This is a genomic window from Bordetella tumbae (genome assembly GCF_965139195.1).
Classification (GTDB): Bacteria; Pseudomonadota; Gammaproteobacteria; order Burkholderiales; family Burkholderiaceae_B; genus Bordetella_A; species Bordetella_A tumbae.
Genome location: NZ_CBCSJH010000045.1, coordinates 18,357 through 41,955 on the forward strand (window position 1 = coordinate 18,357; position 23,599 = coordinate 41,955).

The window sequence follows — 23,599 nt, forward strand, 5'->3', positions numbered from 1 at the left end:
AGACAACTATGGCTATAGACGGCATCCTTAAGCAAGGCTTTATCACCACCAGTGCCGACAAGTTCCTCAACTGGGCAAAAACGGGCTCCATGTGGCCCATGACCTTCGGTCTGGCCTGTTGTGCGGTGGAAATGATGCACGCCGGTGCGGCGCGCTACGACCTGGATCAATTCGGCATCATTTTCCGCCCCAGCCCCCGTCAGTCCGATCTGATGATCGTGGCCGGCACGCTGTGTAACAAAATGGCGCCCGCGCTGCGCAAGGTCTACGACCAAATGCCCGAGCCGCGCTGGGTGGTTTCTATGGGATCGTGTGCGAACGGCGGTGGTTATTACCACTATTCGTACTCGGTGGTGCGTGGTTGTGATCGTATTGTGCCGGTCGATGTTTACGTGCCGGGCTGTCCGCCTACGGCCGAAGCATTGGTCTATGGTTTGCTGCAAATGCAGAACAAGATCCGACTGACCAACACTATTGCCCGCTGACCGCATTCCGCCGCGCGATGTAGTGCGCCGGCGGTGCCGTCAGCATATCGGTTTACCTAAGCGACATGACGATGACCAGGCTCGAAACCCTGAAACATAACCTGCAGGCTGCGTTGGGGGCGGATATCGCCCTGACCGAGGCATACGGCGAGCTCACGCTCGAGGTGCCGGCCGATCAATGGATCACGGTCTGCAACAAGCTGCGTACGGATGCCAGCCTGCACTTCGAAACCTGTATCGATCTGTGCGGCGTTGATTACCTGACCTGGGGTAACGGCAGCCGTCAGCTCGAGGCGGATAGTGCGGTTGGCGGCGCGCCGAGCCTGCGCTATGCGGTGGTGGTGCATTTGCTGTCCGTCACGCACAACTGGCGCCTGCGTGTGCGTACGTTTGCGCCCGATGACGAATTCCCCATCGTGGCCTCGCTGCTAGGGTGCTGGCCCGGGGTCAACTGGTTCGAACGAGAGGCTTTTGATTTGTATGGCATCGTTTTCGAAGGCCATCCCGATCTGCGCCGCATCCTGACCGACTATGGCTTCATCGGTCATCCTTTCCGCAAAGACTTCCCCCTGTCGGGCAATGTCGAAATGCGCTACGACCCGGAACAGCGCCGCGTGGTGTACCAGCCGGTCACCATCGATCCGCGCGAAATTACCCCGCGTGTCGTACGCGAAGACTCCTACGGCCTGGGGCGTTAAATCATGGCAGAAATCAAGAACTACACTCTGAACTTCGGTCCTCAACACCCGGCCGCGCACGGTGTGCTGCGTCTGGTGTTGGAGCTCGATGGCGAGGTGATTCAGCGCGCCGATCCTCATATTGGCCTGTTGCATCGCGCCACGGAAAAGCTCGCTGAACACAAGACTTTCATCCAGGCGTTGCCCTATATGGATCGCCTGGACTACGTGTCCATGATGTGCAACGAGCACGCCTATGTCATGGCCATCGAAAAGCTCCTCGGTGTCGAAGCACCCCTGCGCGCGCAGTACATCCGCGTCATGTTCGATGAGATCACGCGTCTGCTCAATCACCTGATGTCCCTGGGCTCGCACGCCCTGGACGTGGGCGCCATGGCGGTGTTCCTGTATGCCTTCCGCGAGCGCGAAGACCTGATGGACTGCTACGAAGCGGTCTCGGGTGCACGCATGCACGCGGCCTATTACCGGCCGGGTGGCGTGTATCGCGATTTGCCTGACACCATGCCGCAATACGGTGACAGCAGCAAATACCGCGGTGACAAGGAAATGCGCATCATGAACGATGCGCGCTCGGGTTCGCTGCTGGATTTCATCGAGGACTTTACCAACCGGTTTCCGGCTTGCGTCGATGAATACGAAACGCTGTTGACCGACAACCGTATCTGGAAACAGCGTCTGGTAGGCATTGGCGTGGTCGATCCCGATCGTGCCAAAGCCCTGGGCTTTACCGGCCCGATGTTGCGGGGTTCGGGCATAGCCTGGGACTTGCGCAAGATGCAGCCGTACGAGGTTTACGATCTGCTCGAGTTCGACATCCCGGTGGGGGTGAATGGCGACTGCTATGACCGTTATCTGGTTCGCGTGGCGGAAATGCGTGAAAGCAACCGCATCATCCGCCAGTGCGTGGAGTGGCTGCGCAACAACCCCGGTCCGGTCATGATCGAGAACCACAAGGTCGCGCCGCCCAGCCGTACCAACATGAAAACCAACATGGAAGAGCTGATTCACCACTTCAAGCTCTTCACCGAAGGTTTCCACGTTCCTCCTGGCGAAGCTTACGCCTCGGTGGAGCACCCCAAAGGCGAATTCGGCATTTATCTCGTGTCCGACGGCGCCAACAAGCCTTACCGCCTGAAAATTCGGGCGCCAGGATTTGCCCATTTGCAATCGCTCGATGAGATGGCCCGCGGTCACATGATCGCCGACGCCGTCACCATCATCGGCACGCAGGATATCGTTTTCGGCGAAATCGACCGCTGAACCCTCAGCCCGACCGCCCCGCATAACCCGGATTCAAACTATGCTGCTTTCCGCACAGGCCTATCAGAAAATCGATCGGGAACTTGCCAAGTTCCCGGGCGACCAGCGCCAGTCGGCCATCATGGCTTCGCTTGCCATCGCGCAAGAAGAAAAAGGCTGGCTCCCTCCCGAGGTGCTCGAAGATGTGGCCAATTACATTGGCGTGCCTCCTATCGCAGTGCAGGAAGTCGCCACGTTCTACAACATGTTCGACACCCGGCCCGTAGGCAAGCACAAGATCTCCGTGTGCACGAATTTGCCCTGTGCCTTGCGCGATGGCGAAAAGGCGGGCGATTTCCTCAAGCGCAAGCTGGGTATCGAGTTCCGTGAGACCACCCCCGACGGCCTGTTCACGCTGGTCGAAGGCGAATGCATGGGGGCTTGCGGTGATTCGCCCGTGCTGCTGGTCAACAACAAACATATGTGTGTGCGTATGACCGAAGAAAAACTCGACGCGCTGGTCCAAGGCCTGAAAGCGCAAGGAGAATCGGCATGAACGCGCCCGATCTGTACACAAAACTGGCTCAGGGGCTGGATCCCAACCCGCTGAACGATCTGTCGAGCTCCATGTGTTTGCATGGCCGTCACCTCTCGCCGCAAATCATGGCGGACGTCGACGGCAGCAACTGGCACTTGCAAGACTACGTCAAGCGCGGCGGCTACGAGGCATTGCGCAAGATCCTGACCACGGGCATGAAGCCCGAGGACGTGATCGCCGAGGTCAAGGCCTCTGGCCTGCGCGGCCGTGGCGGTGCGGGCTTTCCGACGGGTCTGAAATGGAGCTTCATGCCGCGTGCATTCCCAGGCCAAAAATACCTGGTGTGCAACTCCGACGAAGGCGAGCCTGGTACGTTCAAGGATCGCGACATTCTGCGCTTTAACCCGCATATCGTGATCGAAGGCATGGCGATTGCCGCGTATGCCATGGGCATCAGCGTGGGTTACAACTACATCCACGGTGAAATTTTCGAGGTGTATCAGCGCTTCGAAGAGGCCCTCGAAGAAGCCCGCGCGGGCGGCTTTCTGGGTGACAAGATTTTCGGCTCCGACTTCAGCTTCCAGCTGCACGCTTTCCACGGCTACGGCGCCTACATCTGCGGCGAAGAAACCGCGTTGCTCGAGTCCCTCGAAGGCAAAAAGGGCCAGCCGCGTTTCAAGCCGCCGTTCCCAGCCAGCTTTGGTTTGTACGGCAAGCCCACCACCATCAACAACACCGAGACTTTCGCGGCGGTGCCCTGGATCATCCGCAATAGTGGCCAGGCCTACCTCGAGGTTGGCAAGCCCAACAACGGCGGCACCAAATTGTTCTCGATCTCGGGCGACGTCGAGCGTCCGGGCAACTACGAGATCCCGATGGGCACCCCGTTCCCCAAGCTCTTGGAACTGGCCGGCGGCATGCGCGGTGGCAAAAAACTCAAGGCAGTGATCCCCGGTGGTTCGAGCGCGCCCGTGTTGCCCGCCGACATCATGATGGACACGACCATGGACTACGACTCGATCTCCAAGGCCGGGTCCATGCTGGGTTCGGGGGCGGTCATCGTCATGGACGAAACCCGCTGCATGGTGAAATCGCTGCTGCGGCTGTCGTATTTCTACTTTGAAGAAAGCTGCGGTCAATGCACGCCCTGCCGCGAAGGCACGGGTTGGCTCTACCGCATGGTGCATCGCATCGAGCACGGCCAAGGTCGCAAAGAAGACCTCGATCTGCTCGATAACGTGGCCGGCAACATCATGGGTCGCACCATCTGCGCACTGGGTGACGCTGCCGCTATGCCGGTACGCGGTTTTCTCAAGCATTATCGCGACGAATTCGCGCACCACATCGAGCACAAATCGTGTGTGGTTCCGCATTATCTGTAGGTCTCAGGAACAGCAATGGTTGAATTAACCGTCGACGGCAATCAGGTCGAAGTCCCCGAGGGCAGCATGGTGATGCATGCGGCCCAGAAGATCGGCTTGTATGTGCCCCATTTCTGCTACCACAAGAAACTGTCCATCGCGGCCAACTGCCGCATGTGCCTGGTTGAAGTGGAAAAAGCGCCCAAGGCGCTGCCCGCCTGCGCTACGCCGGCCACGAATGGCATGGTGGTGCACACCTGCTCAGAAAAAGCCAAGGCCGCGCAGAAATCGGTCATGGAATTTCTGCTGATCAATCACCCGCTCGATTGCCCGATCTGCGATCAGGGCGGCGAGTGCCAGTTGCAGGATCTGGCTGTGGGCTACGGCGGCTCTGCTTCGCGTTATCGCGAAGAAAAGCGCGTGGTCTTTCACAAGGATCTCGGCCCGCTGGTGTCGGCCGAGGAAATGTCACGTTGTATCCACTGCACCCGTTGCGTGCGCTTTGGCCAGGAAATCGCCGGCGTCATGGAACTGGGCATGCTGGGCCGTGGCGAGCATTCCGAGATCACGACGTTCGTGGGCCGTTCGGTCGAGTCGGAGCTCTCCGGCAACATGATCGACCTCTGTCCCGTCGGTGCGTTGACCTCCAAACCGTTCCGCTACACCGCCCGGACCTGGGAATTGGCGCGCCGCCGTACGGTCAGCCCGCACGACAGCCTGGGCGCCAATCTGGTGGTACAGGTCAAAGGCGAGCGCGCCATGCGCGTCGTGCCTTTCGAGGATGAGGCCATCAACGAATGCTGGATCAGCGACCGCGATCGTTTTTCCTACGAGGGTCTGAACAGCGGTGATCGTCTGACCGTACCCATGATCAAAGGCACCGACGGCAAATGGCAAGAGGCCTCCTGGGCCGATGCGCTGCAAGCCGTCGCCCAAGGCCTGTCGCGCGTGCGGGATAGCCATGGCGCGGGCCAGATCGGCGCCTTGGCTGCCGAGTACGCCACGACCGAAGAATTCGCCTTGCTGGGCCGCCTCGTGCGCGCCCTGGGTTCGGAAAACATCGATTTCCGTCTGCGTCAGACGGACGCGAGCTTCGACGCTGCCTTGTCGGGTGCGCCGTGGCTGGGCATGCCGATTGCCGATCTGGACTCGCTGGATCGTGTGCTGGTGGTCGGTTCGTTCCTGCGCAAAGATCACCCGCTGATGGCGCAGCGTCTGCGCCAGGCCGCCAAACGCGGCACGCAAGTATTGCTGGTCGACAGCGCTGCGGACGATCCGTTGCTGCCGGTGGCTGGTCGTATCACGGTTGCGCCGTCCGGCCTGCCGTTGGCTTTGGCCCAAGTCGCGGTGGCGCTGGCCCAGGCTAAAGAGCAAGCCGTGCCTGCCGAGTTCGCCTCGGTGACGCCGGACGAAAACGCCAAGCGTATCGCCGCCAGCCTGGCTTCGGGCAGCAATGTCGGCGTATTGATGGGCAACATGGCCGTCGCATCGCCGCAGGCTTCGCTCTTGGCCGCCAATGCGCGCAGCATCGCCGATATCGCCGGTGCGCGTTTCGGTTTCCTGACCGCCGGTGGCAACACGGTGGGCGGTTATCTGGCCGGTGCGGTGCCGGGGCAGGGCGGCAAGACCGCCGCTGCCATGCTGGCCGAGCCGCTCAAGGCCTACATCGTGCTGCATGCCGAGCCTTCCCTGGATACCGACAACGGTCCTCAGTCCGTGGCTGCGTTGCGTGCTGCTGAGTTCGCCGTGGCGCTCACACCGTATGCGTCGTCTGCCGAGGATTGGGCCGACGTCATGCTGCCCGTGTCGCCGTTTACCGAGACCTCGGGTACGTTTGTCAACGCCCAAGGCTTGCCGCAGAGTTTCAAGGGCACCGTTACCCCATTGGGTCAGACGCGTCCGGGCTGGAAAGTCCTGCGCGTGCTGGGCAATGTGCTGCAATTGCCGGGCTTTGACGACGAGACCTCCGAATCCGTGCGAGACACCGCGCTGGCTGGTGGCATCGAGGGCCGTCTGTCCAACGAGATCAAGGCCCAGCGTGGCCTGGGTCAGGTGGCCACATCGCTCGAGCGTGTGACCGATGTGCCGATCTATCGTACCGATGCCATCGTGCGTCGTTCGTGGCCTCTGCAAGACGCACCCGCGTCGCAGGCGCCCACGGCACGCATGAACGGCGCCACGTTGGCTGGGCTGGGCCTGGCTGCCGGCGTCAAGGTTCGCGTAGCCGGTGCGGCCGGTTCGGTCGAGCTTGAAACCGTCCAGGATGATGCCGTGGCCGATCGTTCGGTGCGTATTGCGGCGGCCTTCGAACAAACCGCCGCCCTGGGTGGCGCATTCGGTGAAATCAGCGTGGAGCGTGCCTGACATGGAATGGCTCAATACTCTTGAAAGCCACGGTCAGGCCTTGCTGGGCCCGACGGCCTGGCTGGTGATCTGGACGATCGTCAAGATCGTCGTCATCGCGGTTCCCATTATTTTGTGCGTGGCTTACCTCACGTACTGGGAACGCAAGATGATTGGCTGGATGCACGTGCGTCTGGGGCCGACCCGTGTCGGTTTCCGGGGCTTGCTGCAGCCGTTTGCCGACGTGTTCAAACTGCTCACTAAAGAAGTCGTTGTTCCCACGCAGGCCAACAAGATCCTGTTCATCGTGGCGCCGGTCGTGACGCTGATGCCGGCCTTGGCCGCCTGGGCGGTGGTGCCGTTTGGCCCCGAGATCGTGTTGGCCAACGTCAACGCGGGTCTGCTCTACGTGATGGCGATTACCTCCATCGGTGTGTATGGCGTGATCGTGGCAGGCTGGGCATCGAACTCCAAGTACGCCTTCCTGGGCGCGCTGCGGGCTTCGGCACAGATGGTGTCCTATGAATTGGCCATCGGTTTCGTGCTGGTGACGGTGTTGCTGGTTTCCGGCAGCCTGAACATGTCCGAGATCGTGATGGGGCAGGGCCGCGGCTGGTTTGCCGAACGTGGCCTGACGTTCCTGTCATGGAACTGGCTGCCGCTGTTGCCGCTGTTCGTGATCTATGTGATTTCGGCCGTGGCCGAAACCAACCGTCACCCGTTTGACGTGGTCGAAGGCGAATCCGAAATCGTGGCCGGCCACATGGTCGAGTACTCGGGTATGGCATTTGCACTGTTCTTCCTGGGCGAATACGCCAACATGATTCTCTTGTCAGCCATGGCAGCGATCATGTTCCTGGGAGGTTGGATGCCGCCGATCGATATCGCGCCGTTGACCTGGATTCCGGGCTGGTTGTGGCTGGGTCTGAAAACATTCTGCGTGGTGTCGTTGTTCGTGTGGTTCCGCGCGTCGTTCCCGCGTTACCGCTATGACCAGATCATGCGGTTGGGTTGGAAAATTTTCATCCCGCTGACCGGCGTGTGGCTGGTCGTGGTGGCGATCTGGATGCAGACGCCCTGGAACATTTGGCGTTAACGCGTCAAGCTGAGGCAGGATATGGAAGCGATCAAAGATTTCTTCGGCAGCCTGATGCTGGCCGAGTTGCTCAAGGGCATGCGCCTGACGGGCAAGTACTTTTTCAAGCGCAAGGTCACCTTGCGTTATCCGATGGAAAAAACGCCGACGTCGGCGCGTTTTCGTGGGCTGCACGCGTTGCGCCGCTATCCCAACGGGGAAGAGCGCTGCATTGCGTGCAAGCTATGCGAAGCCGTATGTCCGGCCCTGGCCATCACGATCGAATCGGACGTGCGTGACGACGGTACCCGCCGCACCACGCGTTACGACATCGATCTGACCAAGTGCATTTTCTGCGGTTTCTGTGAGGAAAGCTGCCCCGTGGATTCGATTGTGGAGACCCACATTCACGAATACCACGGTGAAAAGCGCGGCGACCTTTATTTCACCAAAGACATGCTGCTCGCCGTCGGCGACCGCTACGAAGCCGAAATCGCCCGCCGCCGGGCCGAAGACGCGCCATACCGTTGACGCCCAAGGTCTGACTCATGACTTTTACCACTGTCCTGTTCTACATACTGTCTGCGGTCCTGGTGATCGCCGCGTTCCGCGTCATCACGGCGCGCAGCCCGGTGACTGCCGTACTGCATTTGATCCTGGCGTTCGCCAACGCGGCCATGCTGTGGATGCTGCTGGGGGCCGAGTTCCTGGCGCTGCTGCTGGTGCTGGTGTACGTCGGCGCCGTGATGGTCCTGTTCTTGTTTGTGGTCATGATGCTCGATATCCGTATCGACACCTTGCGCGGCGGACTCAAGACCTATCTGCCGCTGGGGCTGATCATCGGTGTCGTGCTGGTGCTTGAAATGTCGTTCGTGCTGGCCAGCACCTGGTACGGCGCGGGCCCGCAGGCGGTGACTGCCGGCGACTACAACAACAGCCGTGCCCTGGGCGAGGCGATGTACACGCAGTACGTGTACGCCGTCGAAGTCGGCGCCGCGTTGCTGCTGGTCGGTATGGTTGCCGCCATCTCGCTGACCCTGCGCCGCCGTCGCGACGCCAAGTACAACGACCCCGCCGCCGCCGTGCGCGTGCGTGCCAAAGACCGTTTCCGTCTGGTCAGCATGCCTGCACAGAGCGATCGTGCCCAGGGCCGCGCTGCCAAGCCGGCCGACGGTGCCCAAGGAGAAAAACAATGACGTTGACGCTGGCTCATTATTTGGTGCTGGGGGCGATCATGTTCGCCATCGGCATCTTCGGCATCTTCCTGAACCGCCGCAATCTGATCATCCTGCTGATGTCCATCGAGCTGGTGCTTTTGGCCGTCAACATGAACTTCGTGGCGTTTTCCAGCTGGTTTGGCGATACCGCCGGCCAGGTGTTCGTGTTCTTCATCCTGACGGTGGCCGCTGCTGAAGCCGCCATCGGTCTGGCGATCTTGGTGCTGCTGTTCCGTAACCTGAACACGATCAACGTTGACGAACTCGATCGCCTGAAGGGCTGACGGGGTATTGGAAGAAAATGTCTAGTTCACCCAATCTGTACTTGCTGATCGCGCTGGCCCCTTTGGCCGGTGCGATCCTCGCCGGGCTGTTCGGCACCGGGTTCCTGGGCCGGCCCATTGGCCGCCGCGGGTCGCACGTCATCACCATCCTGGGGGTGTTGATCTCCGCGATCGGCTCGGTGATCGTGTTGCGCGATGTGCTCAACGGCCACACCTTTGACGGCGCCGTCTACACCTGGAGCCTGATCGGCCAGACCAAGCTCGAGATCGGTTTCCTGATCGATCCGCTGTCGGCCATGATGATGGTGGTGGTCACCTCGGTGTCGTTGATGGTGCACATCTACACCATCGGCTACATGGCGGATGACCCCGGCTATCAACGCTTTTTCGCCTACATCTCGCTGTTCACGTTCTCGATGCTGATGCTGGTCATGTCCAACAACATGGTTCAGCTGTTCTTCGGTTGGGAAGCCGTGGGCCTGGTGTCGTATCTGCTGATCGGTTTCTGGTACACCCGTCCGACGGCGATTTTCGCCAACATGAAGGCGTTCCTGATCAACCGCGTCGGTGACTTCGGTTTCGTACTGGGGATTGGCCTGCTGTTCGCCTACACCGGTACCATGCATTACGGTGAGGTGTTCGCCCAAGCCGATACGCTGGCCGCTCAAACGCTGCCCGGTTCGGATTGGATGCTGTTGACCGTGGCATGTATCTGCCTGTTCATCGGCGCGATGGGTAAATCGGCCCAGGTGCCGTTGCATGCCTGGCTGCCCGACTCGATGGAAGGCCCGACCCCGATCTCGGCGCTGATCCACGCGGCCACCATGGTGACCGCCGGTATCTTCATGGTGGCGCGTTTCTCGCCCCTGTTCGAACTGTCGGATACGGCACTGTCGTTCATCATCGTGATCGGCGCGATCGGCGCGCTGTTCCTGGGTATCCTGGGCATCATCCAGAACGACATCAAGCGCGTGGTGGCGTATTCGACACTGTCGCAGCTCGGTTACATGACGGTGGCGCTGGGCGCCTCGGCCTACTCGGTCGCGATCTTCCACTTGATGACGCACGCGTTCTTCAAGGCGCTGTTGTTCCTGGGGGCAGGCTCGGTCATCATCGGCATGCACCACGATCAGGACATCCGCAACATGGGTGGCTTGCGCAAGTACATGCCGATTACCTGGATCACGTTCCTCTTGGGCACGTTGGCCTTGGTGGGCACGCCGTTCTTCTCGGGTTTCTATTCCAAGGAACACATCATCGAGGCAGCGGGTGCCGCCAACGTGTGGGGCGCGACTTTTGCTTATTACTCGACCCTGATTGGCGTGTTCGTGACCTCGCTGTACTCGTTCCGCGTGTATTTCCTGGTTTTCCATGGCAAAGAACGCTTTGATACCAGCGGCGGCCACGCTCACGGTCATGGTCATGACGACCATGGTCACGACGATCACAGCCACGGTCATGACGATCATGGCCATCATGGCGGTACGCCGCACGAGTCCCCGTGGGTCGTGACGCTGCCTCTGGTGTTGCTGGCGATCCCGTCGGTGCTGATCGGCGCCTGGGTGGTCGACCCGATGCTGTTCGGCGGTTTCTTCGACGGCGTGATCAAGGTGCTGCCGCAGCATCCCGCCATGCACGAACTGCACGAAGAATGGCACGGCTGGGTGGCCTTCGGCATGCATGCGTTCCAGACCTTGCCGTTCTGGCTGGTGGTCGCAGGCGCAGTGGTCTCCTGGTACTGCTACCTGATCAACCCCAAGGTCCCGGCTGCGATCAAGTCCAGCTTGTCGGGCGTGAACAAAGTGCTTGAGAACAAGTACTTCGTCGACTGGGTCAACGAACAGATCATCGCGCGCGGCGCGCGCTGCCTGGGCTACAGCCTGTGGCAACGCGGTGACCGTGGCTTGATCGATGGCTTGCTGGTCAATGGCAGCGCTCGTGTGGTGGGCTGGGTGGCCGCGATCAGCCGTCATCTGCAGTCCGGTTATATCTATCACTACGCGTTCGCGATGATCATCGGCATCATGGCTCTGATTACTTTCTTTGTGCTGATTCCCCAATGACGGCAAGCGACATGGCATCCAACACTTTTCCCTGGCTAACGCTTGCGATCTTCGTTCCGATCGCATTCGGCCTGCTGGTGCTGGCCCTGGGCCGCGACGACCGGCCTGGGCTGACACGTGGCTTGTCTTTGATTGGCGCGATTGCGGGCTTTCTGGTCACGATTCCGCTGTACACCGGTTTTGATTCCTCGACGGCTGCCATGCAGTTCGTCGAAAAGACTTCCTGGATCGAAGCCTTCAACGTCAACTATCACCTCGGTATCGACGGTATCTCGTTGTGGTTCGTGCTGCTGACCGCCTTCATCACCATCATCGTGGTGCTGGCTGGCTGGGAGGTCATCACCAGCCGCGTGTCGCAGTACATGGCCGCCTTCCTGATCCTTTCGGGTCTGATGGTGGGCGTGTTCGTGGCGCTGGACGGCATGCTGTTCTACGTGTTCTTCGAGGCGACGCTGATCCCGATGTACATCATCGTCGGGGTGTGGGGCGGTCCCAACCGTGTCTATGCCGCGTTCAAGTTCTTCTTGTACACGCTGATGGGCTCGTTGCTGACACTGGTTGCATTCGTCTACCTGTGGAACGTCTCGGGCGGCTCGTTCGATATCCTGACCTGGCACCAAGTCAAACTGGGCCATACGCCGCAGATCCTGATCTTTGTGGCCTTGCTCGCGGCTTTCGCGGTCAAGGTGCCGATGTGGCCGGTGCACACCTGGTTGCCGGATGCTCACGTCGAGGCGCCCACCGGCGGCTCGATCGTGCTGGCAGCCATCATGCTCAAGCTCGGCGCCTACGGCTTCCTGCGTTTTTCGTTACCGATCGCTCCGGACGCCTCGCATAGCCTGGCTGGCCTGATGATCACGCTGTCGCTGATCGCCGTGATCTACATCGGCCTCGTCGCCATCGTGCAAGACGACATGAAAAAGCTGGTCGCATATTCGTCCGTGGCGCACATGGGCTTTGTGACCCTGGGCTTTTTCATCTTCAACACCGCTGGTGTCGAGGGTGCGATCGTGCAGATGATCTCGCACGGTTTCGTGTCGGGTGCGATGTTTATGTGTATCGGGGTGCTGTATGACCGCATGCACTCGCGGCGCATTGCTGATTACGGAGGCGTGATCAACGTCATGCCGCGTTTTGTGACGTTCTTTGTGCTGTTCTCCATGGCCAATAGCGGCTTGCCCGCCACGAGCGGTTTCGTGGGCGAGTTCATGGTCATCATGGGTGCGGTCGAGCACAATTTCTGGATCGGTCTGCTGGCTGCGACGGCGCTGATTTTGGGTGCGTCGTACTCGCTGTGGATGGTCAAGCGCGTGGCCTTTGGCGATATCGCCAACGACCATGTGCGTGAACTCACCGATATCAACAGCCGCGAATTCCTGATTCTTGGCGTGATGGCTATCGCTGTGTTGTACATGGGTATCTATCCCAAGCCCTTTACCGACGTCATGCATGCTTCGGTCGAGGCCCTGCTGCAACACGTTGCCATCTCGAAACTGTAAGACTGACTCATGATGCAATCTCACATTGATTTCGCCCTGGCTACGCCCGAGATTCTGTTACTGATTTTCGGTCTGGCGATTCTGCTGATCGATGCGATCAGTACTCATCCCGAGCGCAAGCCGACTTTTGTGCTGACGCTGCTGGCCTTGGGCGTGGTGACCGTCGTCTCGTTGTTGCAATGGAAAAACGGCACGGTGGGTCGTACGTTTAATGGCCTGTATGTGGCCGACAATCTGTCGCACCTGCTCAAGGTCGCGTCGTACATTGCCGTTGCGGTGACGCTGATTTATGGCCGTGCCTACGCGCAAGTCCGCGACATGCTGCGCGGCGGTGAGCTGTATGTGTTGTCGCTGATGGCTCTGTTGGGTCAGATGGTGATGATCTCGGCGGGCAACCTGATCAGCGTGTATCTGGGCCTGGAGCTGATGTCTCTGGCGCTGTATGCCCTGATCGCACTGCGTCGCGACGATGTGGTCGCCACCGAAGCCGCCATGAAATACTTCGTGCTGGGCGCGTTGGCCTCGGGTTTCCTGCTGTACGGCATGTCCATGGTGTACGGGGCGACCGGCCATCTGGATATCGTCGAGATTTCCAATGTCATCGCGGCGGGCAAACAGGAAAATATGGCGCTGGTGTTCGGCGTGGTGTTCCTGGTCGCAGGTCTGGCGTTCAAGCTGGGTGCAGTGCCGTTCCATATGTGGGTGCCTGACGTTTACCAAGGTTCCCCGACTGCTGTGACGCTGATCCTGGGTGCTGCACCGAAGCTGGCTGCGTTTGCGATTACGCTGCGTTTGCTGGTCGAAGGCCTGCATGGTCTGGCTGCCGATTGGCAACCGATGCTGATGATCCTGGCGATTCTGTCGTTGGCCATTGGTAACCTGACTGCGATCGCGCAGACGAACTTCAAGCGCATGCTGGCGTATTCCACGATTTCGCATGTTGGCTTCGTTCTGTTGGGGTTGATGTCGGGTGTCGTGGCAGGCAAGCCCGATGCATCGGCGAATGCCTACGGTGCGTCGTTGTTTTACATGCTGATCTATGTGCTGACCACGCTGGGCACTTTTGGCATGGTTCTGCTGTTGTCGCGTCAGGGTTTTGAGTGCGAGCAGATCGATGACCTCAAAGGCCTGAACCGTCGCAGCCCGTGGCATGCCGCGTTGCTGCTGCTGTTGATGTTTTCGCTGACGGGTATTCCCCCGATGGTGGGCTTCTACGCGAAGCTGGCTGTTCTGCAAGTGCTGGTGGACGCCGGCTACGTGTGGTTGGCTGTGGTGGCGGTGGTGTTCTCGCTGATCGGCGCGTTCTACTACCTGCGCGTGGTCAAGGTGGTGTACTTTGACGAGCCAGCGGCTGATGCGGGCAAGATCGCGGCACCTTGCAGCCATTGCGGTATCTTGTCGGTCAATAGCGCATTGATCCTGGTGCTGGGCATTCTGCCGGGCGGCTTGATGGCGCTGTGTGTGCACGCGATTCAGACCTCTCTGGGTCTGTGAGGTAGGCGATACCTGTGCGTAATAGGGCGATGATGCGGTCGAACACGATAGGGGGATGGTCATGAACCAGACCCTGGCTGTTTGGCTGCTCATCGCTCTTGCTTTAGTCAGCGCGAATTTGCCGTTTTTGACTGAGCGAGTGTTGACGGTGCTGCCGTGGAAACGGGGCGCCGTGGTCAAGCCGTTCTGGCTGCGTATGGTTGAGCTTTTGCTGTATTACGCAATTGTGATGGGCCTGGGGTTTGCTTTTGAAGCGGCCTTGGGGAATCCGTTTGCGCAGGGGTGGGAGTTTTACGCGATTACCTTGAGTTTATATCTGGTGCTGGGATATCCGGGCTTTGTGTTTCGGTATCTGTTCAAGCGACATCCTGTGGCGCGCGCGGATTAATTAATAAATATAGGTCGTCCGCTAATCAACCTACCGGTATGTCCACCGGAATCAGGCCACCACAAGTCCGTACAGCAGTTCGATGGAACCGTTGCTGTGCTGCGGTCACTTAAGCGGGAAATGGGCCGAGTAGTTGTCGCACGTGCCAACGGATATGTTGGAGAAGCGCAACGGCCTCCTTTTTCATCCCCTGCTCGAAGGCCGCTCGACAATGAATATCAATCCGGACTCAGTCGCTAACATTCCCTCCTACACGCCTTCTGACGGTTTAATCGCCACGCAGCACCTCGCGAGTTTATTTGCAGCTATTAAAGGCGCTGACGTGCGTACCGCCGTTGAGATTCTCAATCAGTATGAGCCAGACTTGTCGTCCATCGATGATGAGGGGCAGACTCCAATTCACCTGGCTATTTCATTGCGCAGACACGAGATTGCTGCGCAGATGCTTGCCAAGTTGCCAGCGGGTCATCAGGCGTTGAATGCACGGAATCGAGAGGGTTACACGCCGCTAATGCTTGCTGTGGAGAGAGGCAATATCTCGCTGAGCAAATCCTTGATTGAGAACGGATCGACCGTCCACGTCGGCGACGACGTGAATTGCTCGGAAAGCCGGCTAAAGGACAAATCACACACAATCGCCGCCGCGCAGCTCTTGCTGGAAACCGCAGGGGATATGTCCGCGGCCTTTACGTTGGCGATCCAGCGTGACATTCGAAGTTTGGACTTCCGATTCCGTGACGCAAGGCAACAGCTGCGCGAGGCTTGTGAGCAAGGCGACATAGATAGTGCAAAAACCTTCATTGCTGCAGGCATGGACCCGTCATATACCTTGATGAGAGTGGTATCGACGATGTGGAACCAGGTCGGCGTTGCCTCTGCGATGGCGGTACGGACTTTGATAGCGGCCGGAGCAGATCCGACCGAAGCGCTGAAGCAGGCGCTCGCGGAAAGGATCATCAACAAAGACGCTGTCCAAAAGTTATTGATGCTGGGAGCATCGGGTGAGCAGGCGCTGATCCACCATGCCAAGAACGCCAACGTCGACGCGGTGAGATTCCTGCTTGGTAACGCGCCGAATAACGCACTGGATAAAACCCGGGTATTGGTGGAGTTGGCGGAGAGCGGCTATCAGCATGCTGTCGAACTATTGCTCGCTGAGGGGCTAGACTTTGCTGCGGCGTTGGCGCACGTGTTAGAGGCCGGTAATAAGAGAGCGGTCAAGGTATTGGTCGACGCAGACGCGGACTCCTCGGAGAAATTGACCGCGTTGGCCCTGGGCGGCCACGAATATCCGGCAGGCGTGATTGAGCGACTGGCAGTTTTGATCAGTGCCGGGGTGGACCCGTCACGAACCTTGTATGAGATCGCCAAGGATGCGAAGGATCCGACGGCGATTAAAGTTCTGATTGCTGCCGGTGCGAAGGTTCCTGCCGCACTGCATCACGCCTCGTCTGCCGAACGGTCTACGATTGAGCAGACGCTACAGAATGCGGCCCGCGACGTGGCGGAGGTACGGGCGGCAATGCAGCAGACCGGCGACGACGACATTACGCTGCTAGCAAACATCCTTTACGCGCGCGACGATATTGCTGATCCTGCGAGGACCGACACTCGGGCGCAGTTAATGGTGTTGGCCGACGCATATGAGGCCTCGGCCAATCAGAAATGTGCTGATCTGCTGCGTGCCGTTGTGCTGGGCGACTGGGCGGCAATCAAGGAGCTCTTTGAGGGTGAGATTGAGGATGGGAAGGAGGATGCTGCCGCTCGAGTAATGTTGGACCTCTCTCGCGGCGGCAACGTACCGTTGGGCCGTGTACTGGCCGCTGCGGGCGCGAGTCCGCTCGTGGTCTTGGCGTTCGCCTCACGGTATGAGTGGCAACGGCAACGGGATGCTGGCACGGAGCTGTTGTCTTTTATGCTTGATGTGGGCTATGAGCCGTATGAGATGGTGGCCGAGCTACTCGAGGTAGGGCAAGAGGAGCTAGCAAAGGCCTTCATTGAGAAGAAGGATATCGACGTGTTCGACATGCTCGATGTGGCAGCACAGAGGAATGACGTATCGGCGCTAAAGCAGTTTATCCCTCGACTGATTAAGGGGACGCATGCATTGGAGCGCGCGATTACCGAAGGCAATACAAATCTGGCACGGACGTTGGTGGCCGCGGGCGTAGAGTTTAATCAACGCAGTGAACGGGCGTTAAGCCACGCCGTTGAGCAGGGCAATACAGAATTATTGAAAGTGGGCATCGCCGCTGGCATTGACGTCGGCCCAGAGGCTAGCATCGCCCTGGTTCGCGCAACTGGGCAGGGCAATATCGAGTTGGTAAACGCACTGAGAGACTTAGGTGCGGTAGCGCCAAAGACCGATCTCCATAACGACTTGTACTATGCGGTTAATGACGGCGACATTGACCTTGCAAAAGGGCTCATCGCTTTTGGGGCGGATGTCTCGCAGGCGTTGGTGGCCGCATTTACGGACCATGAGCGTGACTCCGCACAAACGTTACTTAACTTGGGTGGTGATATCTCTCGGGTACGCGAGTATGTGCGGAACAATCCAGACGATGAGTCAACTCGGTCTCTATTAAGGGATGCAGAGGGGTAATAGGCGCCACGGCAGCCGCATGCAGATCTCGATCGCTGTAACTGGCGCGCCCCTAGGCGCCCAGTTATGGCAATCCTGCAACATCCTTCTCGCGGCAAACGTCACTGCCTACGAAGGCTAAGCACCCAGACCGCCTTCGAACCAATTCAGCACGCCATCCAACCCCGCTACATTCAACGCATAAGGCGTCTGCTGTCTCACAATCGGCTTGGCCCGATAAGCCACCGCATAGCGGGCAAACCCCAACATCTTGAGATCATTAGCCCCATCACCCAGAGCAATGATCTGGTCTGGACGTGCGTCATATGTTTGCGCGAACGCGCGCAGATGCATCAGTTTGGCGTCTGCATCCAAAATATCGCCGAGCACTTTGCCAGTCAGCACGCCATCTTTGATTTCCAAGGTGTTGGCATACGCGCTATCGAGATTCAGGCGTTGGCGCAGGCGTTCTGTAAAGAACGTGAATCCCCCTGACACTAATAGCACCTTGATCCCGGCCGCCTGTGCCGTTGATATCAATTGCTCCGCACCCGGATTCAGGCGCAGTTTGTCTGCATATACCTGTTCCAGTGCCGATGCCGGGGTGCCCTCCAGCAAGGCCACCCGACGGCGCAGGCTTTCCGAGAAGTCCTTGATCTCGCCTCGCATCGCCGCCTCGGTGATCTCGGCGACTTTGGGTTTGACCCCGGCGACGCCGGCGATTTCGTCGATGCACTCGATGTTGATCAGCGTGGAATCCATGTCCATCGCCAATACTTTACATTGCGACAGACGAACGCCGGCAGGTACGAATGCCGTGTCGATGCCGTGCTGTTCTCCCCAGGCCGTGACCTGTGTGCGCACGTCGGCGTCTTGCGATACGTCCAATAGACGAGAGGCTGTGGCGCTGAGATGGACGACGCCTTGAGCTTGCGCCAGGGCCGCTAATTGTTCGACCTGCGCAGCGCCGAGTGCTGGGGATTGAATGACGAGATGAGTGGTAGACATGGCAGAAAGTGTGTCGGTGAAGGGCCGGTGCGTGCGAATGCAGCTCAAAGCATAACGCGGACCTGAAAGAGACTATTTTGCAGGCGCATTTTCAGCGCCATGCAAAGGGTGTTTGATCGAGTTCGTCGGCACGCATGGGCTATTTCAATGAGCGCAGTACCGCGCGTACGGCATCGGCACGCGTGGAGACTTTGACGACGGTGAACTCGATGCGTAACTTGTCCGGGCCGGCCAATTTGATATGGCGCTGTTTTTGTATCAGCTCGATGATCCGAGCGGGATCGACCGTGGTTTTGGGGCCGAACTGGATCAGTGCCTGGTTTTCGCTGGCATCGATCTTGATGATGCCCAGCGGTTGCGCCGCCAGTCTCAGGCGGTGCGTCGTCAGCAGTACTTGTGCGGCCTCGGGCAGTTTGCCAAAGCGATCGATGAGTTCTTCCTGGATGCGGATCAGATCGTCTTCGTCTTCGGCGTGCGATAGGCGTTTGTAGATAGCCAGACGTGCATGCACATCCGCACAATAGTCGGAGGGGAGCAGCGCCGGAGCATGCAGATTGACCTCGCATGCCAGGTTGAACGGCGCATCCAGATCGGGTTCTTCGCCTGCCTTGAGCGCGCGCACGGCCTCGTTGAGCATCTCGTTGTACATCGAGAAGCCGATTTCGTGGATGTTGCCGGATTGCGATTCGCCCAGGACTTCGCCCGTGCCGCGGATTTCCAGATCGTGCATGGCGAGATAAAAACCAGAGCCCAGCTCTTCCATCGCCTGAATCGCTTCCAAACGTTTTTTGGCGTTGGAGGTAATCGCGTCTTCGCCAGGCGTCATCAGGTAAGCATAAGCCTGGTGGTGAGAGCGCCCGACCCGGCCGCGCAGCTGGTGCAATTGCGCCAGGCCGAAGCGATCGGCGCGATGGATGACGATGGTGTTGGCGCTGGGCACGTCGATGCCCGTTTCGATGATGGTGGTACATAGCAACACGTTAAAGCGCTGCTGATAAAAGCCCTTCATCACTTGTTCCAGCTCGCGCTCGGGCATTTGGCCGTGCGCGACGGCGATGCGGGCTTCGGGTACGAGTTCTTCGAGGCGCGCGCGACGGTTGTGGATGGTCTCGACTTCGTTGTGCAGGAAATAGGCCTGGCCGCCACGCTTGAGTTCGCGCAGCAGGGCCTCACGTATGGTGCTGCCGTCTTCGCGACGGACAAAGGTCTTGATCGCCAAACGCTTTTGCGGTGCGGTGGCAATGACGGAGAAATCGCGTATGCCTTCGAGCGACATGCCCAGGGTGCGCGGGATGGGCGTGGCGGTCAGCGTCAAGACATCGACTTCGGCGCGCAGGGCCTTCAGCGCCTCTTTCTGGCGTACGCCAAAACGGTGTTCCTCGTCGATGATGACCAGGCCCAGGCGCTTGAAACGTACGTCTTTAGACAGGATCTTGTGCGTGCCGATCACGATGTCGACACGGCCATCGTTGATGCCTGTGATGGCATCGGCGACTTCTTTTGAGGAACGGAAACGCGAGAGCTCGACCACGCGCACAGGCCAATCGGCAAAGCGGTCGGCAAAGGTCTGGGCATGCTGTTCGGCCAACAGTGTCGTGGGGCAGAGCAAAGCCACCTGTTTGCCATTGGCGACGGCCAGAAAGGCGGCGCGCAGCGCGACTTCGGTTTTGCCAAAGCCGACGTCGCCGCACACCAGGCGATCCATCGGGCGGCCCGAGGTCATGTCGCTAATGACGGCTTGAATCGCGGCAGCCTGGTCGGGCGTTTCTTCGAAGCCAAAGCCTTCGGCAAAGGCTTCATAGTCGTTGATGGGCAGGTTAAAGGTATAGCCTTCGCGTGCCGCGCGTTGTGCGTACAGCGCCAACAGTTCGGCGGCCGTGTCGCGCACCTGGCGGGCGGCTTTGCGGCGAGCCTTGTCCCATTGGCCCGATCCCAGTTGATGCAGCGGTGCGGCATCGGGGTCTGCGCCGCTATAGCGGGCAATGACATGCAGCTGCGAAACGGGCACGTATAACGTGCTGCCGTTGGCGTATTCGAGATGCAGGAATTCCATCTCGCCGTCGCCCATGTCCATGTTGATCAGGCCATGGTATCGCCCGATGCCGTGCTGCGCGTGGACGACTGGGTCGCCGGCGCGCAACTCGGACAAGTCCCGCACCATGGCTTCGACGTTGCTGGTGCGTTCCTGATCGCGCCGGCCACGCCGCGTTCCACCGGCATTGCCCGGATACAGGTCGTTTTCGGTGAGAAACAGCAGTTCGGCCGAAGGGATGCCAAAGCCCGCCGACAACGGCGCCGCGAGCAGGGCAAAAGAGGACTGAGAAACGAGAAATTCCTGCAGCGTTTCCGGCTGCGCATCCGGTGGCAGCTCGAACTCGGTCAGCATTTGCGCCAGCGTTTCGCGCCGGCCTGCCGAATCTGCGCACAGCAAGACGCGCGATTCGCCGCGCGCCAACAAGGCGCGCAGGCGAGCGATGGGGTCTTCGGCGCGGCGGCTGATGCTGACGTTGGGCGCCGTGGAGAAATCCGGATGCGGTGCTCCCTCGGTCAATGCCAGGCGCGGAAACGCCTTGAATCGGCCATGCAGCCCTTCGCTGTCCAGAAACAGGGCCGAGGGCGGCAGTACAGGGCGCTCGCGGTCGCTTTTCAGGAACGTATAACGAGTGCTGGTGTCCTGGCTGAAGCGTTGGATCGCGTCTTCGATATCGCCCAATGTGACGGTAATCGCATCGGCCGGCAGATAGTCGAATAGCGTTGCGGTCTCGTCAAAGAACAGCGGCAGGTAATACTCGACACCGGCAAAAGCGATGCCGTTGCCGATATCTTTGTAGGGCAAGGCGCGTGACGGGTCGCCTTCGAATTCCTCGCGAAAACGTGCCCTGAATCGATTGCGCGATTCTTCGTCCATCGGAAACTCGCGGCCCGGCAGCAACTGTACGTCGCGCACCGGGTACAGACTGCGTTGCGTGTCGACGTCAAAGCTGCGTATGGACTCGATTTCGTCGTCAAACAGGTCCAGCCGGTAGGGCACCGCCGACCCCATGGGGAACAGATCGATCAATCCCCCGCGCAGACAGAACTCCCCGGGCGCCGTGACCTGGGTGACGTGGGCGTAGTTTGCCAATGTCAGTTGGGCGCGCAGCGCGGCCTCGTCCAGCTTGTCTTTCTGCTTGAACGAGAACGTATAGGCAGCCAGAAACGAGGGCGGGGCCAGACGATACAGGGCCGTCGTGACCGGCACGAGCAGCACATCGACCGTATGCTGCATGAGGGCATGCAGGGTATGCAGGCGTTCCGACACCAAATCCTGATGGGGCGAGAACGCGTCGTACGGCAGCGTTTCCCAGTCGGGCAATTGCCGTACCCGCAGGTCGGGCGCGAACTGGGGGATCTCGTCGGCGAGCCGCTGTGCCTCCAGGGGAGCCGCCGTCAGAACGACAAGCGGCCGGCCGCTTTGCCGGGCGAGGTCGGCCAATAGCCATGCGTCGGCCGAGCCTGGTGGACGCGGCTGCGCGTAGCGTGCGCCGGGTTTCAGGGCGGACAGTGTGGCGGCAGTGGCGGGGATCCGCGAGGCCGCATTCAGGAGTGAGGAATCAGACATCAGGCGGAAGATTATAAAATCTCTCGGCCATGACTGACTCTCTAATTGCAATTGTTCCTGCCGCCGGCGTCGGCCAGCGTGCTACACGGGCCGGTGAATCGGGCCCGCCCAAGCAATATCGCCTGATTGCGGGGCAGCCTATGCTGCGCCACGCGGTGCAGGCGTTGCTGGCGGACGCCCGTATTGCCCAGGTGCGGGTGGCAGTGTCTGCCGATGACGGCTGGGCCGCTGAGGCCCTGGCTGGCTTGCCCCGCACCGTCTGCAGGCCGTGTGGAGGCCCCACACGGGCTGAGACGGTGGCAGCGGCGTTGGCCGACAGTGGGGCGGCAGATGATGACTGGGTGCTGGTCCACGATGCAGCGCGTCCTGGTTTGCCGGCGGGGGCTTTGGCTCGTCTGATCGATGCTTGCCTTTTTGACGCTGTGGGCGGACTGCTGGCATTGCCGGTGGCGGATACGGTGAAATCGCAGCGCAGGCTCGATACCGGGACTTCGCGCGGCCAGTCTGCTGCCCAGGCATTGATGCCGGTTGGTGACGGGACTAGTGACAATGGTGTCCCAAGTGACTCGTCAACTCATGCTGAGCCCCGGGTGCGTGCAACGCTGGATCGCGAGGGGTTATGGCTGGCACAGACTCCTCAGATGTTCCGGGCTGGCCTGCTGCGCACGGCATTGGCGAGCGCGCAATCTGCGGGGGTGGCGGTTACTGATGAGGCGTCGGCGATTGAGGCGGCTGGCTATACGCCTTTGCTGGTACCCGGGTCGTTACGCAATTTCAAGGTGACGTGGCCGGATGATTTTGAATTGATGGGGACATGGCTTTGACGCTGCTTTTTGCCGCCGGGCCGCCCCAAGGCAAAAAAATGCCCCCCTGGGGGGCAGCAAGCCAAAGGCGCGGCGTGGGGGGGTTCTCGCCGCCGGGCCGCCACAAGGCGAAAATGCCTCCTGGGGGGGCAGCAAGCCAAAGGCGCGACGTGGGGTTTTTTCTCGCCGCCGGGCCGCCACAAGGCGAAAATGCCTCCTTGGGGGCAGCAAGTTTTTTCTGGAGTATTGAATGAGTTTTCCTTTCCGAGTCGGTCAGGGCTTTGACGTGCATGCCTTGGTGATGGGCCGTCCGTTGATTATCGGCGGCGTCACGATTCCGCATACGCATGGCTTACAGGGGCATTCGGATGCGGATGTGTTGCTGCATGCGGTGACGGATGCGTTGCTTGGGGCGGCTGGATTGGGCGACATCGGGCGGCATTTCCCGGACACGGATCCTGCCTATAAGGGCGCCGACAGTCGTGTGCTATTGCGAGATGCTGTTGCCAAAATTCGCGCGGCCGGGTGGGTGCCGGTGAATATCGACGCTACCGTTCATGCCCAAGCGCCGAAAATCGGTCCTCATGCAGCCGCGATGGTGGCGAATATCGCTGCTGATGTTGGCGTTGAGGTGGACGTGATCAACATCAAGGCCAAGACTAACGAGGGGCTGGGGTATCTGGGGCGTAAAGAAGGAATTGCCGCTACCGTGGTTGCCTTGCTGGCTAGAATGGAGTGAAGGGCTTTTTTTGCGGTTTGGTGCTTAGGGCGAGCTAGGAGTTCTATTGGTCGTCGAGCCGCGCTATAACGAGCGCCATGAGTGGCATTACGTCAATGTGACTCGAGAGATCTTTTGTCATGCAACGGTGCCACAGCCTGTGCATGCCGATCCCGAACGCGATTTTCGGGGGTGCAGGGC

Annotated in this window: 19 protein-coding genes; 17 read left to right on the plus strand and 2 right to left on the minus strand. The window is 59.7% G+C overall.

Going from position 1 to position 23,599, the window contains the following annotated elements:
• Positions 1 to 8 precede the first annotated feature (8 nt).
• The 15 genes from ACNA0J_RS26555 to ACNA0J_RS26625 all read left to right on the plus strand — a co-directional run bounded on the left by ACNA0J_RS26555 (position 9) and on the right by ACNA0J_RS26625 (position 17,289).
• Positions 9 to 485: a NuoB/complex I 20 kDa subunit family protein gene (locus ACNA0J_RS26555; RefSeq protein WP_006217960.1), complete on the plus strand. Its 477-nt coding sequence runs from the start codon at positions 9 to 11 to the stop codon at positions 483 to 485.
• A gap of 65 nt (positions 486 to 550) precedes the next feature.
• Positions 551 to 1,183 (plus strand): NADH-quinone oxidoreductase subunit C, encoded by a 633-nt coding sequence (locus tag ACNA0J_RS26560; protein WP_415821891.1) that lies wholly within the window; start codon positions 551 to 553, stop codon positions 1,181 to 1,183.
• Positions 1,184 to 1,186: 3 nt separating this feature from the next.
• Complete coding sequence (locus ACNA0J_RS26565) at positions 1,187 to 2,443, plus strand: NADH-quinone oxidoreductase subunit D (RefSeq protein WP_415821892.1); 1,257 nt, start codon at positions 1,187 to 1,189, stop codon at positions 2,441 to 2,443.
• Between the two features lie 40 nt (positions 2,444 to 2,483).
• Positions 2,484 to 2,978 (plus strand): NADH-quinone oxidoreductase subunit NuoE, encoded by a 495-nt coding sequence (nuoE, locus tag ACNA0J_RS26570; protein WP_094821466.1) that lies wholly within the window; start codon positions 2,484 to 2,486, stop codon positions 2,976 to 2,978.
• Positions 2,975 to 4,342, plus strand: a complete 1,368-nt coding sequence (gene nuoF, locus ACNA0J_RS26575) for an NADH-quinone oxidoreductase subunit NuoF (RefSeq protein WP_415821893.1) — start codon at positions 2,975 to 2,977, stop codon at positions 4,340 to 4,342. Before nuoE ends, nuoF begins: the two co-directional genes overlap by 4 nt.
• A 15-nt stretch (positions 4,343 to 4,357) precedes the next feature.
• Positions 4,358 to 6,685 carry an NADH-quinone oxidoreductase subunit NuoG gene (gene nuoG / locus ACNA0J_RS26580; RefSeq protein ID WP_415821894.1) on the plus strand — a complete coding sequence of 776 codons (2,328 nt, stop codon included), beginning with the start codon at positions 4,358 to 4,360 and terminating at the stop codon, positions 6,683 to 6,685.
• A 1-nt stretch (position 6,686) separates the two neighbouring features.
• Positions 6,687 to 7,760 (plus strand): NADH-quinone oxidoreductase subunit NuoH, encoded by a 1,074-nt coding sequence (gene nuoH, locus ACNA0J_RS26585; RefSeq protein ID WP_415821895.1) that lies wholly within the window; start codon positions 6,687 to 6,689, stop codon positions 7,758 to 7,760.
• A gap of 21 nt (positions 7,761 to 7,781) precedes the next feature.
• Positions 7,782 to 8,270 carry an NADH-quinone oxidoreductase subunit NuoI gene (nuoI, locus tag ACNA0J_RS26590; RefSeq protein ID WP_094821462.1) on the plus strand — a complete coding sequence of 163 codons (489 nt, stop codon included), beginning with the start codon at positions 7,782 to 7,784 and terminating at the stop codon, positions 8,268 to 8,270.
• Positions 8,271 to 8,287: 17 nt separating this feature from the next.
• Complete coding sequence (locus ACNA0J_RS26595) at positions 8,288 to 8,935, plus strand: NADH-quinone oxidoreductase subunit J (RefSeq protein WP_415821896.1); 648 nt, start codon at positions 8,288 to 8,290, stop codon at positions 8,933 to 8,935.
• Positions 8,932 to 9,240 (plus strand): NADH-quinone oxidoreductase subunit NuoK, encoded by a 309-nt coding sequence (nuoK, locus tag ACNA0J_RS26600; protein ID WP_094821460.1) that lies wholly within the window; start codon positions 8,932 to 8,934, stop codon positions 9,238 to 9,240. Before ACNA0J_RS26595 ends, nuoK begins: the two co-directional genes overlap by 4 nt.
• A 17-nt stretch (positions 9,241 to 9,257) precedes the next feature.
• Positions 9,258 to 11,303, plus strand: a complete 2,046-nt coding sequence (gene nuoL, locus ACNA0J_RS26605; protein WP_415821897.1) for an NADH-quinone oxidoreductase subunit L — start codon at positions 9,258 to 9,260, stop codon at positions 11,301 to 11,303.
• Positions 11,300 to 12,802, plus strand: a complete 1,503-nt coding sequence (locus tag ACNA0J_RS26610; protein WP_415821898.1) for an NADH-quinone oxidoreductase subunit M — start codon at positions 11,300 to 11,302, stop codon at positions 12,800 to 12,802. Before nuoL ends, ACNA0J_RS26610 begins: the two co-directional genes overlap by 4 nt.
• Positions 12,803 to 12,811: 9 nt before the next feature.
• Positions 12,812 to 14,296, plus strand: a complete 1,485-nt coding sequence (nuoN, locus tag ACNA0J_RS26615) for an NADH-quinone oxidoreductase subunit NuoN (RefSeq protein WP_415821899.1) — start codon at positions 12,812 to 12,814, stop codon at positions 14,294 to 14,296.
• 61 nt (positions 14,297 to 14,357) lie between these two features.
• Positions 14,358 to 14,684 (plus strand): DUF2818 family protein, encoded by a 327-nt coding sequence (locus tag ACNA0J_RS26620; protein ID WP_415821900.1) that lies wholly within the window; start codon positions 14,358 to 14,360, stop codon positions 14,682 to 14,684.
• Positions 14,685 to 14,838: 154 nt separating this feature from the next.
• The gene (locus tag ACNA0J_RS26625; RefSeq protein WP_415821901.1) at positions 14,839 to 17,289 is read left to right on the plus strand and encodes an ankyrin repeat domain-containing protein; all 2,451 of its coding nucleotides are present in this window, start codon (positions 14,839 to 14,841) and stop codon (positions 17,287 to 17,289) included.
• 117 nt (positions 17,290 to 17,406) lie between these two features.
• On the opposite strand, the gene serB is transcribed toward ACNA0J_RS26625, so the two are convergent.
• On the minus strand, positions 17,407 to 18,276 hold the full coding sequence (serB, locus tag ACNA0J_RS26630; protein WP_415821902.1) for a phosphoserine phosphatase SerB: 870 nt from the start codon (positions 18,274 to 18,276) through the stop codon (positions 17,407 to 17,409).
• A gap of 139 nt (positions 18,277 to 18,415) precedes the next feature.
• Positions 18,416 to 21,877, minus strand: coding sequence for a transcription-repair coupling factor (mfd, locus tag ACNA0J_RS26635; protein ID WP_415821903.1), 3,462 nt, complete (start codon positions 21,875 to 21,877; stop codon positions 18,416 to 18,418).
• A 29-nt stretch (positions 21,878 to 21,906) separates the two neighbouring features.
• Here mfd and ACNA0J_RS26640 point away from each other — a divergent pair, with 29 nt between their 5' ends.
• Together ACNA0J_RS26640 and ispF are read left to right on the plus strand one after the other, a co-directional pair.
• Positions 21,907 to 22,701, plus strand: a complete 795-nt coding sequence (locus ACNA0J_RS26640; protein ID WP_415821904.1) for an IspD/TarI family cytidylyltransferase — start codon at positions 21,907 to 21,909, stop codon at positions 22,699 to 22,701.
• 229 nt (positions 22,702 to 22,930) lie between these two features.
• Positions 22,931 to 23,419 (plus strand): 2-C-methyl-D-erythritol 2,4-cyclodiphosphate synthase, encoded by a 489-nt coding sequence (gene ispF / locus ACNA0J_RS26645; RefSeq protein WP_415821905.1) that lies wholly within the window; start codon positions 22,931 to 22,933, stop codon positions 23,417 to 23,419.
• The last annotated feature ends 180 nt before the right edge of the window (positions 23,420 to 23,599 follow it).

Excerpts from the sequence above, each read along its gene's own strand:
- ACNA0J_RS26555 (WP_006217960.1), top strand. The coding sequence starts at position 9 with ATGGCTATAGACGGCATCCTTAAGCAAGGCTTTATCACCACCAGTGCC.
- ACNA0J_RS26560 (WP_415821891.1), top strand. The coding sequence starts at position 551 with ATGACGATGACCAGGCTCGAAACCCTGAAACATAACCTGCAGGCTGCG.
- ACNA0J_RS26565 (WP_415821892.1), top strand. The coding sequence starts at position 1,187 with ATGGCAGAAATCAAGAACTACACTCTGAACTTCGGTCCTCAACACCCG.
- nuoE (WP_094821466.1), top strand. The coding sequence starts at position 2,484 with ATGCTGCTTTCCGCACAGGCCTATCAGAAAATCGATCGGGAACTTGCC.
- nuoF (WP_415821893.1), top strand. The coding sequence starts at position 2,975 with ATGAACGCGCCCGATCTGTACACAAAACTGGCTCAGGGGCTGGATCCC.
- nuoG (WP_415821894.1), top strand. The coding sequence starts at position 4,358 with ATGGTTGAATTAACCGTCGACGGCAATCAGGTCGAAGTCCCCGAGGGC.
- nuoH (WP_415821895.1), top strand. The coding sequence starts at position 6,687 with ATGGAATGGCTCAATACTCTTGAAAGCCACGGTCAGGCCTTGCTGGGC.
- nuoI (WP_094821462.1), top strand. The coding sequence starts at position 7,782 with ATGGAAGCGATCAAAGATTTCTTCGGCAGCCTGATGCTGGCCGAGTTG.
- ACNA0J_RS26595 (WP_415821896.1), top strand. The coding sequence starts at position 8,288 with ATGACTTTTACCACTGTCCTGTTCTACATACTGTCTGCGGTCCTGGTG.
- nuoK (WP_094821460.1), top strand. The coding sequence starts at position 8,932 with ATGACGTTGACGCTGGCTCATTATTTGGTGCTGGGGGCGATCATGTTC.
- nuoL (WP_415821897.1), top strand. The coding sequence starts at position 9,258 with ATGTCTAGTTCACCCAATCTGTACTTGCTGATCGCGCTGGCCCCTTTG.
- ACNA0J_RS26610 (WP_415821898.1), top strand. The coding sequence starts at position 11,300 with ATGACGGCAAGCGACATGGCATCCAACACTTTTCCCTGGCTAACGCTT.
- nuoN (WP_415821899.1), top strand. The coding sequence starts at position 12,812 with ATGATGCAATCTCACATTGATTTCGCCCTGGCTACGCCCGAGATTCTG.
- ACNA0J_RS26620 (WP_415821900.1), top strand. The coding sequence starts at position 14,358 with ATGAACCAGACCCTGGCTGTTTGGCTGCTCATCGCTCTTGCTTTAGTC.
- ACNA0J_RS26625 (WP_415821901.1), top strand. The coding sequence starts at position 14,839 with ATGTTGGAGAAGCGCAACGGCCTCCTTTTTCATCCCCTGCTCGAAGGC.
- serB (WP_415821902.1), bottom strand. The coding sequence starts at position 18,276 with ATGTCTACCACTCATCTCGTCATTCAATCCCCAGCACTCGGCGCTGCG.
- mfd (WP_415821903.1), bottom strand. The coding sequence starts at position 21,877 with ATGTCTGATTCCTCACTCCTGAATGCGGCCTCGCGGATCCCCGCCACT.
- ACNA0J_RS26640 (WP_415821904.1), top strand. The coding sequence starts at position 21,907 with ATGACTGACTCTCTAATTGCAATTGTTCCTGCCGCCGGCGTCGGCCAG.
- ispF (WP_415821905.1), top strand. The coding sequence starts at position 22,931 with ATGAGTTTTCCTTTCCGAGTCGGTCAGGGCTTTGACGTGCATGCCTTG.